Origin of the sequence: Empedobacter brevis, assembly GCF_965118635.1 — a bacterium.
GTDB lineage: Bacteria > Bacteroidota > Bacteroidia > Flavobacteriales > Weeksellaceae > Empedobacter > Empedobacter brevis_A.
This window is the reverse complement of sequence record NZ_CBCPHV010000006.1, coordinates 77,800-90,710: the sequence shown is the minus strand read 5'-3', so window position 1 is coordinate 90,710 and position 12,911 is coordinate 77,800. Positions and strand designations below refer to the sequence as shown.

Below are 12,911 nucleotides of genomic sequence, written 5' to 3'. Positions count from 1 at the left end.
TTTATGGATTTTGCATAATTTTCATATTTTCTTGTTTTACAAAATTATCTGCTTCTTTCTGACTCATCACTTGACCTTTATTAGGTATTTTTATTTTTTCCTGTTTTGATGCTTCTCTAAAGTTTATCGCTTTAAATGACGTTTCATATTTTTCTCCTTGCATAGCAGATATAGCATTTAATTCTAAAATAGCTCCAGGTAATCCATTAAAAAATACAGGACCTACTTTTGACTTTATATCTAGAGAATACCATGCGACAATATTATATCCCATATATTCAGTTGTAGCTTTTCTCACTTTTAAACCTAAGATACTTTTAGATTCTTTCTCTATAGTCCATTTATATTTGGGTAAACTATCAATAATTAAGATTTTTTTATTAACAAATTCATCTTCAATTCGATAATTATTTCTTAAAATATCAATATATATTTTATCTGTTATTGTACTTAAGTTAAAAGAGTCTATTCCTTGACTATTATTAATTTTCTCTGTTTCTTTAAAAAAAGAATGTTCTTAGTTGAATAATAATTCATAATATTTAATAGTAGAATTATTATTCTCTAAGTCTATTTTCATTTTTTTACTAGCATTATCAATATATATTTTATCATATGTTTCATATTCTATTTTTAATAAATTTTGAGCAGATAATAATTGAAAACTAAAAACAATTAAAATAAACATTTTATTCTTCATCTTTTTTTTATTAAAAATACGTTTTTTTTATTCAACATTACTTAAACAATAAGCCATATAATTTAGTTTTGTTTGTATATTTGAAATTGATTTTACGACAGTAAACTATATTTAACAAAGTAAAATATAGCGTTATGCGACAGCTTATGATAAACCACGCTATCAAACAAAATAAAAATGGGATTTGGATTTAATCTGTTCTTCGTGTTTATCTTAATTCCTTTGACAGTAATCTTTTTGTCAATTTGGTTAATAACAAAAAAGAAATTTATTGGTAAAACTTTAGGAATAATTTGGATTGGAATTTTTTGTCTTGTAATGGTAGCAAGTTTAATTCAATGGTTAACATCTAAAACAAAATTAAATAAAAAAGATTTCTATGGAGAGTATATAATTAATCGAAATTATTTTCCTGGGAAACAAGCAGATTGGCAATATGAAAACTTCAGGTTTGAGATTAAAAATAATGATTCAATTTATTTTTACATAACTGATAAAGAAAATGTTATAAAAACCTATAAAGGCGTAATTTCAACAATCAAACCATATAATTCTGAACGCTTAAGAATTCATATGCAACAACCAACTCATCATATTTTATCACAAAATCCAACTATATATCGAAGTTCTTGGAGTTTCTATTTAGTATTTAATTCTCAAAAATTAAGTAATGTATATTTCAAAAAAGGTAAATGGAAATCGATAAATACTGATAAGTAAATCGTATACATCAGTAGCTGTTGTGCAACTCCTATTTTAGATACAAAAGCACAAAATAATACAAATAGTAATCTGTTTAGAAGCATTTTTAGAGAGTTTTTTTGTTTTTGCACAACAAGGTATATCTCTTATTTATATTTGTTTTTTTTCAATAACAAAATAGCCTATTTCTTCAGGGTTTGTTCGAGTGTCCTTCGACAATGGTTCGAGAAAAAGTATGTTTTCTCGAACAACAGTCGAACAATGGTCGAAGGATTGTCGAAGAAGATAAGTAAAAACACAGCTTTATTTAGATGTATTATTTTTTGCGTGAAACGATATAATTTGAGAGAATTTTATAAAATAACAAAAGGCTAAGGATTATTCGCCTGAAATGCAGGGTTAAATGAGAATTAAACTTATATCCATTTATTTAGACAAAAGCTGCTTCATTTTGTTATTTTTATTAAATTTACCTAAGGCTCACAGCTTTGGCTTCTTTTCTATCTAAATTGAATTTTTTTTCACTGTTGTCTAGCCCCTAAATATTAGCTGTAAAAAATTAACCAACATTTCTAAAAACTCATGAAAGAAACAAAATTCAATATTGCAATATTAATTGATGGTGATAATGCACAACCAAAACTATTAAAAGAAACAATTGAAGAAGTTTCCAAATATGGTAAGGCTACAATAAGACGAATATATGGAGATTGGACTTCTCAAACAATGAGTTCTTGGAAAAGTTTAATTAATCAACATTCAATAAATCCGATTCAAAAATTTTCATATACATCTGGAAAAAATTCTACGGATGGCGCTCTAATAATAGATGCGATGGATATTTTACATAGTAAAAATGTAGAAGGTTTTTGCATAGTTTCAAGCGATAGTGATTATACAGGTTTAGCAAAACGCATAAGAGAAGAAGGGTTATTTGTAATGGGAATTGGAGAAAAGAAAACGCCTGAATCTTTTGTTCAATCTTGTGATATCTTTACGTATACAGAAAATATAAAACCTAAAATTCCAAAAGTTCAACCTAAAAATATAAAAGAAGAAAAACCTAAAACCAAGGAGTCTAAAGGTGAAAAAGTAACAAAAAAACCTATTCCAAAAAAAGCAAGTTTTTTATCTGCAAAGGATGAAAAAACGATTTCAAAAGCTTTTGATATTTCAACTGATGAAAATGAAATTGCCTATATTTCTACAATTGGAGGAAATATTATAAAAATAGACCCTAGTTTCGATACCCGAACTTATGATATTTATTCGTTATCTAAATTATTTGAGAATTTAGATGAATATGAAGTTATCGAAAATAAAGTTGGCGCTTTGAATCATCCTTTGGTAAAAAGAAAATAACGCTAGTATAAATAATAATATCTTCAAAAGCTATTTTACGGAGGTTTTTGTTTTTTCAGGAAACTCCTAAATCCATATATTTTGAGGTTAATTATACAATAACGTATTTTTATAAAGGTTTTTGTATATTAGTCTTTGTAAAAAAATATTAACTGTAATCTTATAAAAATCGTTGTGAATAAAATATTTTATAGCATTATCATATCATTTTTTACTTTTATTAATGCTTATTCTCAAAATATCAATTTAGACGAATATGATATTTACATTGGTGACACTTTAATCTCAAAAGCTGATTTCATTGAAAATAGTTCTAATTTAAATGAAAATCAATCTCAAAATTTAGAATTTAAACCAATTACTAATGGTATTAAGAAAGCTTACTATTTAAATGGAAAATTAGCTTCCTCAGGAAAAATTGAAAATTTTAAAGAAAATGGATTCTGGGAATATTGGTATTCGAATGGTAATAAGGCTCGTTAAGGAGAATTTATAGATGGAAAACCTAATGGAACTCATAAATATTGGTATGAAAATGGTCAATTAAGAGGAATTGGAAATTGGAAAAACGGAGTTTATGATGGTGTTTGGGAAATGTACAATGAAGATGGTAAAGAAAAAATTATTCAAACATATAAAAATGGTAACCAAATAAAATAAAACTACAGCTTACATAGGTAACTGATACAAAACACAAAATAGTACAAATAATAACATCTTTAAAAAGCGATTTATTGAGGTTTTTATTTCTAAGTGAAACCATGTTTTTTTTTGCAAAAAAGCTTTCATATATTTTACTTCGTAATTAACATGTCGTACAACATTCTAAACCCAATACATTGAAAAAAAACTTTTTTATTTTAATCATCACTTTGTTATTAAGCAATTTAGTTAATGCTCAATTTTTTTCTAGAACTTTAGAAGAAAACACAAATTTGAAAAAATACAGTTCGGTAATTGAACAAATACATTCTGGTAGAAAAGATTATTGGAAGTTTGAATACGTATTAAAAAATGGAAAAGTTGATATTTTCAAATCATTTTTTAATGATGAACTTAGATCAGAACTAAAATTGATTTACGATGAAAATTCTAATCTAAAATATGAAATAATAACATTCAATATTAATCATGGCAAGAAAATGGACACTATCCCATTAAATGCAACATACAATCAGAACAACCTAAAAATTGAAGATAGTAACTCGAAATATTTTTACAATAAAAACAATCAACTTTTAAAAAATGTATCAAATTCATACAAAACATCAAATGGGACTAAAGGTTGGACAATAGAATATAATTACGATAATTTAGGAAATATTTCAAGTTCAAAAAAAACATTAATCTTGGATGGAGTTGAGAATATAGATGTGGAAGAATTTACTTACGATAAATGTAAAAATATTAAATCAATCAAACGAAAATCAATTCCTGAAAAAGAATACCCTATTATAATGATTGGAGCAAAAAGTAAACATAAGCAAGAATTTTTTGAATACGAATATAATTCTGATTGTTTGTGGACCAAAAAATTTTTAATTGTTAATGATAAAAAAACATTAATTGCAGAAAGAGAATTTATATAGAAACGTCATAAAACTTTGCTAACTGTTGCGTAACTCTAATTTTAGGTACAAATTCACATTTTAGTTGCTTTATTATTTTTTTACATGAAATAATATAACTTTATAAAATAAGAGAAAGAAAAATAATGTTACATTTTATGTAAAACCATACTTTATTACGAAATATTTTTTAGATATTTCAATCAACAAAATCCATATATCCTATGAAACACAAATTATTACTATGTTCATTCTTTTTTAGTTATGCCATTTTTGCACAAAACTGTGAAGAAATTAAAAAAGAAAACGATTATTTAAAACAAATCCTACATATCAACACAGCCGAATACAAAACGGAATTTGATAATACTGAATTTACAATTACCAAAATTCAAGGAGACACAAAACAACAAACTGTTACTTTTACAATATTAGTCAATAACAAAGATGTCAATAAATCTATCTCAATGTGGGATTTTACAACAATAGATTTAGAAGGCGATGAATACAAAAAACAAGATTTTGCAGAAACTAAAGGTTTAAATTCACTTGGAAGTAATACTTTTAGTACAAATGTTCCAAAAAAAATACAACCTATTTTAGTCAAAGTTCCTACAAACACTCAGTTCTTTAAATTATTCAAATTCAATTACTCTTCTGATATTCTAAATGATTACAAAACAATCGAATTTCGAGATCTAAAGATAGAATGGAAATAAACATAATAAAACTTTAATAGGTGGATTACCTCATCACATAAATTTTGAATGTATAAACGAATTGAATAATTATGATAAAAAAATATATTTTCTTTCTTTTAATTACGTTAAGTCTTTATACATTCTCTCAACAAAACGATGATATTCTTCGAAAATCTACCTACTATTTTTCAATAGATACAAAAGGTAATTTGAATGGAAATGGAGCAACTTTATAAAAAATAAAATAGACGAATCTCAATTTTTTCTTTTCATAAGGTTATGTTTTTTTTAATTTACTTACTTATCCACAAAAATTAAATATTTACTACTTCCACTCGCATTTATAATTTTATACATAAGTAAGGAATAATAATTTTAGGCTAATCTCTGGTAACTTCATTTGTAAAAAACTTGTTTCAATATAACAACATATCTAAAATACTAATCTATTTATACAAATATTATTTTCTTTTATATTTTATTGAATAAAATTTCATAACGACATGTTTAGTCGTTTAAATAATATATATTTGAGTATAAAATTTAACAAAACAAAATTAATTATGACAGAAAAAAAAGTAGTTTACATTGATCTTGATGGTGTTATTGTTGACTTAATTGATCAAATGCACATAGAACTTGCAGAAACCTCAAAGATTTATAAAGAAAAAACAGATATTATAGATGATTCCGAAACTATTTTTATCAATTCCAAACCAATTCCTCATGCATTAGAATCAATTGCTGAATTAGAGAAATATTATGATGTATATATTCTATCTACCGCTCCTTGGCACAATGTGCATTCATGGTCACAAAAGAGATTATGGGTTGAGAAATATATGCCTACAATGTTTAAAAAATTAATTTTAACGCATCATAAAGAACAATTAATCGGTGATTATTTAATTGATGATCGACTTAAAAATGGTGCAGCAGAATTTAAAGGTAAACACATTCACATTTTCTCTGATCAATATCCAACTTGGCAAAGTGTATTAGATGAATTAATTAAAAATAGAAACTAAATATAATAATATGAATAAAAAATTTCAAAATCTTCCAACTGATAGTGAAACAACTATTTTAACAACTATTGAAGCAAAATTCGATGAATTTGACTGTGTTTATCAAATTTGGGTTTACAACGCTATTCAAGCTTCTTCTTTGATTTTTTACAAAAATGACATTAAAGATTTAACCAATGAAGAATTAGAAAATCTATTGAGAACTTCTCCTTTAATGACTGATCATACATCTGAAATTACCTTTTCTTCAACAAGTGATGATTACACTTTTATGAACTTTAACTTTGAATGTTTAGATTAACGAAAGAATAATTGTTATTGAAAAAAATAAATACAATAAATTTAGAATTCCTCGATAACAAATTAGAATGCAAACTACTCTTTGATAATGTTCCAAATCACTTAAAACCTTCTTGGTTTGCACTAATTTTAACCTATTTTGATTTTTACATCAAAACTACTCCTCAAGTTATCTCTGACTTAATCCAAATTATTGATGATGAAAATAGTTGGTACAAAGCTAAACAACAAGCTTTTGAAATTGCCAAATACAGAATCAAAAATAAAGATAATTCTATAGAATATTATTTACGTTTAGCTGAAAAAATCGCCTATTTCACAAATGACATTTTAGAAAATAAAGCAATTTTTGATGTAAAAACATGTTACGATTTTATTCAGTTAGCGAATACTGCTGGACAATATTGTTCAGAAAATCACTTTATCATTTATGATTTAGAATCTGGTTTTACAATATTTCGTTATGAGAACAAATTAAAAGAGTTAATCAAAACAACAGAAGATTTTCAGATTTTCAGAACTATTGAACATGTTGTATGGCGAGAATGGGATCCTTTAGATCTCAATACAAGATGGTTAAGACATGAATATTTAATGTATTTACATGTAATTTTCATAATGATAAAAGGTAACCAAAACGTGAATGTGATTGCGAAGCATTTGCAGAGATTAGAAAAAAGTCAATTCTATAACAACCGAAACTCGTATGGAGAATTGAAAAAATTAGCAAGAATGATGATGAAATAACCTCATCATATAATTTATAAATGGTTTCTCTACAAAAACAGCCATTTACATAGGAATGCAAACAGCTGTTATTAAAAATTGGTTGTAAGTTAGTGTAAATGCTGTATAGTTTTTTTCGAAATGAAATAGCATTGTATTAGTTCATTTCTTCTTTTTCTTGAAGCAATAATTTTTTAAATAATATGAAGAATAGAACAAAGAAAATTAAATAAGAAAGATTAAATCCGGCTGCGCTTATCCAAGCTTTTAACAAAGAATCTGGTAAGGCTAATTTTATTGGCATTTGATACAATGTTAGAAAAACTGGAGATATAAATCCCGCCCATCTTGGCAAACTGGTTTTTCCTAAAAACACCATTATAGAAAATAACAGCCAGCCTAGTAATAATACAATAATAGCTGTTCCCCATGTTATATAAAGTACTTTTGTAAAATCTGCTGCTAATCCAATTAGATAAGGATGAGCTGCTGCATCAGTATGCAAAATGGCTTTAAATATTTCTCCATTAAAATAAAAAACAGCATGTCCCAAAGGCATTAAAACAACACTAATAATTAAAATAAAGTAAGTTAACCATGCATAAGGTTTTGTTTTATTTTTGAAAAACTGAAACGACAACCAGATTCCTGGTAAAAATAAAAATGCAGACATAGAAGCAATCAAAGCTCCAAGCATTAAACGTTGCGATGATCCTTCTACCATTAATATAGCCAAGCTTGAATCGAGTTGTTGTGCATATGTTTCTGATAACAAAGGATAATCAGCAGGATTTGTATTGAATCCTACAATCAAAATATCTCCAATTACCCAAAGTATTGATGCTATAATTGCAGCGATAAAAGACCATTTAATTTTAGTTGAATATTTCATGTTTACTAATTTATATAACAGATATTTTATTATTAAGAATAATTCTAAATAATTATTACATTTGACAAATGTAGGTGGAAAATTCTGTCACAATGTTTCAAAAAAGGATTAAAAAGTCCGCAAAAAATTGATCATGGCTTTACGATTATACGACGTTAAAAACAACCAAACCTTAGTTGAAAAAGAATATGCTGATTCTTATTTAGACATTGATAAAAATGCTCTAAAAGAAACTACAACGTATTTGAATTCCTTTATAGGAAAAGGTTTTTATCGAGAAATTTCTTTCGATGGAGTTCATATTGGATTTGGGGATATGCATTTATCTCATAAATTGCTATTGGGTTTTGAAACTGATTTTGAAACAATTGAAATGCACTTTGCATTAAAAGGAAAAAATACTGCACAAACATCTAAATTTGACCGAAACATTAGTTTTGACTCGCATACTCACAATCTTATTTATACAAATGGTTTATGCGGGAAAATGCAATGGAAAAGTGATCATTTTCAATGTTGTGAAATCAACCTAAGTAAAGAATTTTTTAACCGATTTTTACCTTACGAAAGTCAATTGTTTCATAAATTCAAAAATGCAATCGAAAAAGGAAGTTCAAGTTTGCTTCAAGAACAACATCATCAAATTACTCATCAAATGTATCAGATTTTAGAACAAATTATATATTGTGAGAAACAAGGATTGTTTAAGCGCATGTTTTTAGAAGCAAAAGTAATTGAGTTGTTATTGCTTCAATTGGAACAATTTCATACCGAATCGCCATATAAAGGAACGTTGAAAAGGAAGGATATTGATAAAATATATGTTGTGCGAGATTTTATCGTCAATAATTTGAATAGCTCTTATTCTTTGATTGATTTGGCGCATGAAGCTGGGACAAACGAATTTATATTGAAAAAAGGGTTTAAAGAAATTTTTGGAACCTCTGTATTTTCTTTTTGGTCAAACGAAAAAATGGAATATGCTAAAAACTTACTTACCGAACAACGTTTTACAATTAGTGAAATAGCTCATTTGGTTGGATACAAAAACCAGCGCCATTTTTCTTCTGCTTTTAAAAAGAAATTTGGCATATCTCCTAGTCAATTGTATAAATAATTACTCTATAAAAATTCTCTTTAATACTAGAAACAAATACAGTTTCTACCATATAAAAATAGCTCGATATTATATCGAGCTATTTTTATAAGATATTAATTTTTATTTATTAGTTATTTATCGTTCTAAAATTAATTTAACGTCTATTTTTTATTAAACTGATATTCAATATTACTCCAAAAAACAAATTCACCTTCTAATGTTAACTCTTTTGGAGAAGCAACTACTAAAGGAAAAATATCGTTGTAACTTACTTTACCATAGTTATGTATTTTTGAATATAATGATGCTCCAGTTTCCTTATCAATTAAGCTATAAGTTTGATAGTTTTTAAAGATCTTTAAAGATTTTTTAGCTTGATCTTGATATCCCAAAACAATTTTTTTAGTCCCATATTCTATTAAGATATTATTTCCATCTTTCGTGTATTTGTGCTTTTCGATCGAAAGATTTTCATTTATAATAATCGAATCTTTTTTTAACTCGATCGTCTTTATAGAAGGATTTTCATAAGGAAACCATTGTTTTTTGAAAAAATCATCTGCTTCTGATGGATATTCATTTCCATTTTTACCTTTATAATACTTTTGATCTAGAATAGTAAATGTATCCGAATAGGTATAAATTTCTTTACTTTCAATTTCTGGATCAGGCTTTTCTGGAATTACAGGTTTTACAGTTATCGAATCGTCATCGTTGTTACTACATGAGAAAAGAATAAATACACTTGGTATTAATAATAAATATTTCATAATTAATTTTATAGTATAGGGTTGTTTATGAGCTAAGTTTTCTAGAAAAAGTTTACATACCAACTTGTTCCAATTATCATTGAGTAGATTAAAACATTAATAGTCGGTAGACAAATGCAGTTGTAGTAGAAAGCAAAGCTACATTGTTATAAATTATTTTTTGTTGATTAAATTATACAATAGCTTTTTATTATTCAGAAAACGCAACTTTCTTTCTTTTGTTGTAAACTCTTTCAATTATTTTTATAATCTTTAAAATAGTATGAGTTATTAAAATTCAATACCAATCAAATGAATATAAGAAAGCTAAACTTAATTGGTTCATTGCAAATTCATTTTATATTTCTTTAAACTTACTCCATGATATCTTTTAAAAAACTTATTGATATGGCTTTCATCTGTAAATCCAAATTCGTCAGCTATTTCATGCACGCGTTTATCACTAAATCGTAATCGATGTTCTATTAATCTTATTCGACAAGAAGATATATATTGTTGGATTGATTCATTGCATTGTTTTCGAAAATAATGTCCGAGATAATTAGGTGAAAAACCAAACTTTTCTGCGATTACACTAATTTTTAATACTTCTGGTTTACAAATATTTGTTTGTATATAATCTAATATTTGCATCAAACGAATGTCTGTTGTTAATGAAATTTCTTTTGGATTGATAATCGCTATATTTTTAGCCACAATAACAATAATAGCATTAACCAAATGATGTATTAATTCTTCTACATACAAACTTTGATGTTCAATAATCATTCGTAAATTATTTATCAAAGAAGCCACCATTATTTTATCATCTGCATTAAGGATTATAGATCCTGCCAAATGAGAAGTGTAATACAATAAACAAGATATATGTCCTCTATTTTTGAATTGATGATGATTAATATACTGCTCTCCAAAACGAATAACCATAAATTCGCAAATGCCATTTACATCAAATTCATGACAATCATTAGGAGCTAAAAGAAATAAATCGCCTTGAAAATAAGCAAATCTATTTCCATTCACAGCGTGATATCCTGTTCCAGAAATCACATATATCATTTCAAAAAAATTATACTGTCTATCACGAAGTGGACATTCATCTACTTTTTCATAAAATACTTCGAGTGATTGATAAATATTCTCTTTTGCCATCGTGTAAATGTACTTAAATAAGTACTAAATGTACCTGTTTTAAATTCATCTACAGGTATATTTTTGTTAAATCAAATCAATAAAAAAATGAAGAATATTAAAAATATAGATTCTGAGCTTTGGCAAGCAATATCAAATAGTCCATATAATAATATTAATTATGAAGAATTATTAGAAAAAAATCCTTCCATAATTAGAACAGAAGAATTAAAAATAGCTAATGAAGAAGATTCTTTAAACATTCCTGAGCAGCTTCAACTTGAAAATATCAAAATTCCTTCACGTGATAAAACAAGAAAAATTAACATAAGAACGTATCAACCTAAAGATAAAAAAGATTTACCAATACTGGTTTATTTTAATGGCGGAGCTTTTATATACGGCACTCCAGAACAATATGATTTTATATTCTTTAAATTAGCTTTGGATGTAAATATGATAATTGTTTCGGTAGATTATCGCTTAGCTCCAGAAAATCCTTTTCCAGCGGCTATGGAAGATGGTTATGATGTTTTACTTTGGTTAAACGATCATGCTGATCAAATCAATGGAGATAGAAATAAAATATTAATTGGCGGAAGTAGCGCAGGTGCTACAATTGCAGCATCTATAGCACATTTAGTTCGAGATAAAAAAGAGCTAACTATTCAACATCAATATTTATTGTATCCACCTTTTAGCCATCTGTTAGATACTTCTTCAATGAAAGAATTAGCAAATGCTCCTATGCAAACTAAAAATGCGGCAAAATGGATGTGGAAACATTACTTAAAGGGACAAGAAATAAATTTTCCAAAGTATGCCGTTCCACTTTTAGAAAATAACTTTTGCGACTTGCCAAATGCTACAATCATTATTTGCGAATATGATCCATTAAAAGATGAAGGAAAATTGTATGCTCAAAAATTAAGGGATGCAAATGTATCCGTGAATTTGTTGGAAATAAAAAAAGCTACACATGCTTTTGATTTTTTTGATTGTCAGCTCTCAAGCAATTTTTATAAACAGCAAGTCAAAATATTTAAACAAATTTTAAAATAATATGAGAATCGTCGTGATTAATGGACATCCAGATAAAGAAAGTTTTAATAGCGCTATAGCAGAAGCATACATTACATCCGCTTTAAGTTTAGGTGCTGAAGTTCGATACATAAAGATTGGGGAATTGGATTTTAATCCTAATTTACAATTTGGCTATCGTAAACGAATGGAATTAGAACCAGATCTTGAAAAAGCATTAGAAGATTTATTTTGGAGTGAACACCAAGTATGGATTCATCCTATCTGGTGGTTAGGAATGCCTGCAATAATGAAAGGCTTTTTTGATCGAGCATTTATACCAAGCATTGCATTTAAATTAAATAAAGATGGACATAACGAAGGTTTATTGAAAGGAAAAACAGCTAGAATAATCACAACAGCTGGCGATTTATCTGAAAAAGAATATGAAGACATTTATAAATCTAGTGGTCATATTCAATTACAAAAAGGTATTCTAGAATACTGTGGCGTGTTCCCGATACAAAGTAATTTTATTGGTCCTCTTATTAAACTCAATGAAAAAGATCGAAATAATTGGATTGATCAGGTCCAAAATTTTACAAAAATTGATTTGAAAACAGATTCAAATATACTTCTACACAAATAGACATTTGTCTTCATTTATCAAAATTAAGAAAAGTCTTATTTCAAGTTTTTTCTTAATTTTTAATGATAAATTGACTTGATAAAAAAGTTTTTATTTATTCAAAAATGCTTCAACTATTTTTCTTTCTTGATCTCCAAACTTCAATATTTTAGAATTACTCTCTATCCCCTACTATTACAGATTTTGCTCCAAGTTTTTTCACAAAAGAAATAGTTAAGTTTATGCCATAAATTTTTCACTTTATATGGCTTCTTAAACCAAAT

The 12,911-nt window shown here is 26.6% G+C and carries 17 protein-coding genes and 1 pseudogene; 13 read left to right on the top strand and 5 right to left on the bottom strand.

Going from position 1 to position 12,911, the window contains the following annotated elements; all coding sequences use genetic code 11:
* Position 1 precedes the first annotated feature (1 nt).
* Positions 2–499: pseudogene (locus ACMHJW_RS09685) on the bottom strand (GLPGLI family protein); the annotation flags it as partial.
* An 18-nt stretch (positions 500–517) separates the two neighbouring features.
* A complete protein-coding gene (locus ACMHJW_RS09680) occupies positions 518–700 on the bottom strand; it encodes a hypothetical protein (RefSeq protein WP_413533210.1) in 183 nt (60 codons plus the stop codon).
* A gap of 177 nt (positions 701–877) precedes the next feature.
* Between ACMHJW_RS09680 and ACMHJW_RS09675 the strand changes: the two genes are divergently transcribed.
* The 10 genes from ACMHJW_RS09675 to ACMHJW_RS09630 all read left to right on the top strand — a co-directional run bounded on the left by ACMHJW_RS09675 (position 878) and on the right by ACMHJW_RS09630 (position 7,108).
* Entirely contained in the window at positions 878–1,420 is a 543-nt protein-coding gene (locus tag ACMHJW_RS09675) for a hypothetical protein (RefSeq protein ID WP_413533209.1), read from the top strand.
* 564 nt (positions 1,421–1,984) lie between these two features.
* On the top strand, positions 1,985–2,764 hold the full coding sequence (locus ACMHJW_RS09670; RefSeq protein WP_413533208.1) for an NYN domain-containing protein: 780 nt from the start codon (positions 1,985–1,987) through the stop codon (positions 2,762–2,764).
* 174 nt (positions 2,765–2,938) lie between these two features.
* Positions 2,939–3,247 carry a hypothetical protein gene (locus tag ACMHJW_RS09665; protein WP_413533207.1) on the top strand — a complete coding sequence of 103 codons (309 nt, stop codon included), beginning with the start codon at positions 2,939–2,941 and terminating at the stop codon, positions 3,245–3,247.
* A 9-nt stretch (positions 3,248–3,256) separates the two neighbouring features.
* Positions 3,257–3,424: a hypothetical protein gene (locus tag ACMHJW_RS09660; RefSeq protein WP_413533349.1), complete on the top strand. Its 168-nt coding sequence runs from the start codon at positions 3,257–3,259 to the stop codon at positions 3,422–3,424.
* A gap of 179 nt (positions 3,425–3,603) precedes the next feature.
* Positions 3,604–4,353 (top strand): hypothetical protein, encoded by a 750-nt coding sequence (locus tag ACMHJW_RS09655; RefSeq protein ID WP_413533206.1) that lies wholly within the window; start codon positions 3,604–3,606, stop codon positions 4,351–4,353.
* A 203-nt stretch (positions 4,354–4,556) separates the two neighbouring features.
* A complete protein-coding gene (locus ACMHJW_RS09650) occupies positions 4,557–5,051 on the top strand; it encodes a hypothetical protein (RefSeq protein WP_413533205.1) in 495 nt (164 codons plus the stop codon).
* Between the two features lie 71 nt (positions 5,052–5,122).
* Positions 5,123–5,269, top strand: coding sequence for a hypothetical protein (locus tag ACMHJW_RS09645; RefSeq protein WP_413533204.1), 147 nt, complete (start codon positions 5,123–5,125; stop codon positions 5,267–5,269).
* 327 nt (positions 5,270–5,596) lie between these two features.
* Positions 5,597–6,061 carry a 5' nucleotidase, NT5C type gene (locus ACMHJW_RS09640; protein WP_413533203.1) on the top strand — a complete coding sequence of 155 codons (465 nt, stop codon included), beginning with the start codon at positions 5,597–5,599 and terminating at the stop codon, positions 6,059–6,061.
* Positions 6,062–6,071: 10 nt separating this feature from the next.
* Complete coding sequence (locus ACMHJW_RS09635) at positions 6,072–6,362, top strand: hypothetical protein (protein WP_413533202.1); 291 nt, start codon at positions 6,072–6,074, stop codon at positions 6,360–6,362.
* 17 nt (positions 6,363–6,379) lie between these two features.
* Positions 6,380–7,108: a hypothetical protein gene (locus ACMHJW_RS09630; RefSeq protein ID WP_413533201.1), complete on the top strand. Its 729-nt coding sequence runs from the start codon at positions 6,380–6,382 to the stop codon at positions 7,106–7,108.
* Between the two features lie 136 nt (positions 7,109–7,244).
* On the opposite strand, the gene ACMHJW_RS09625 is transcribed toward ACMHJW_RS09630, so the two are convergent.
* Positions 7,245–7,979: a DUF6796 family protein gene (locus tag ACMHJW_RS09625; protein ID WP_413533200.1), complete on the bottom strand. Its 735-nt coding sequence runs from the start codon at positions 7,977–7,979 to the stop codon at positions 7,245–7,247.
* Positions 7,980–8,112: 133 nt separating this feature from the next.
* On the opposite strand from ACMHJW_RS09625, the gene ACMHJW_RS09620 reads away from it, so the two are divergent.
* Positions 8,113–9,096: a helix-turn-helix transcriptional regulator gene (locus ACMHJW_RS09620; protein ID WP_413533199.1), complete on the top strand. Its 984-nt coding sequence runs from the start codon at positions 8,113–8,115 to the stop codon at positions 9,094–9,096.
* Positions 9,097–9,239: 143 nt separating this feature from the next.
* On the opposite strand, the gene ACMHJW_RS09615 is transcribed toward ACMHJW_RS09620, so the two are convergent.
* Both ACMHJW_RS09615 and ACMHJW_RS09610 read right to left on the bottom strand, forming a co-directional pair.
* Positions 9,240–9,848, bottom strand: a complete 609-nt coding sequence (locus tag ACMHJW_RS09615; RefSeq protein WP_413533198.1) for a hypothetical protein — start codon at positions 9,846–9,848, stop codon at positions 9,240–9,242.
* 321 nt (positions 9,849–10,169) lie between these two features.
* Complete coding sequence (locus ACMHJW_RS09610; protein ID WP_413533197.1) at positions 10,170–11,000, bottom strand: helix-turn-helix domain-containing protein; 831 nt, start codon at positions 10,998–11,000, stop codon at positions 10,170–10,172.
* Between the two features lie 87 nt (positions 11,001–11,087).
* On the opposite strand from ACMHJW_RS09610, the gene ACMHJW_RS09605 reads away from it, so the two are divergent.
* Positions 11,088–12,041: an alpha/beta hydrolase gene (locus tag ACMHJW_RS09605; RefSeq protein WP_413533196.1), complete on the top strand. Its 954-nt coding sequence runs from the start codon at positions 11,088–11,090 to the stop codon at positions 12,039–12,041.
* A gap of 1 nt (position 12,042) precedes the next feature.
* Positions 12,043–12,648, top strand: a complete 606-nt coding sequence (locus tag ACMHJW_RS09600) for an NAD(P)H-dependent oxidoreductase (protein ID WP_413533195.1) — start codon at positions 12,043–12,045, stop codon at positions 12,646–12,648.
* Positions 12,649–12,911: the final 263 nt, after the last annotated feature.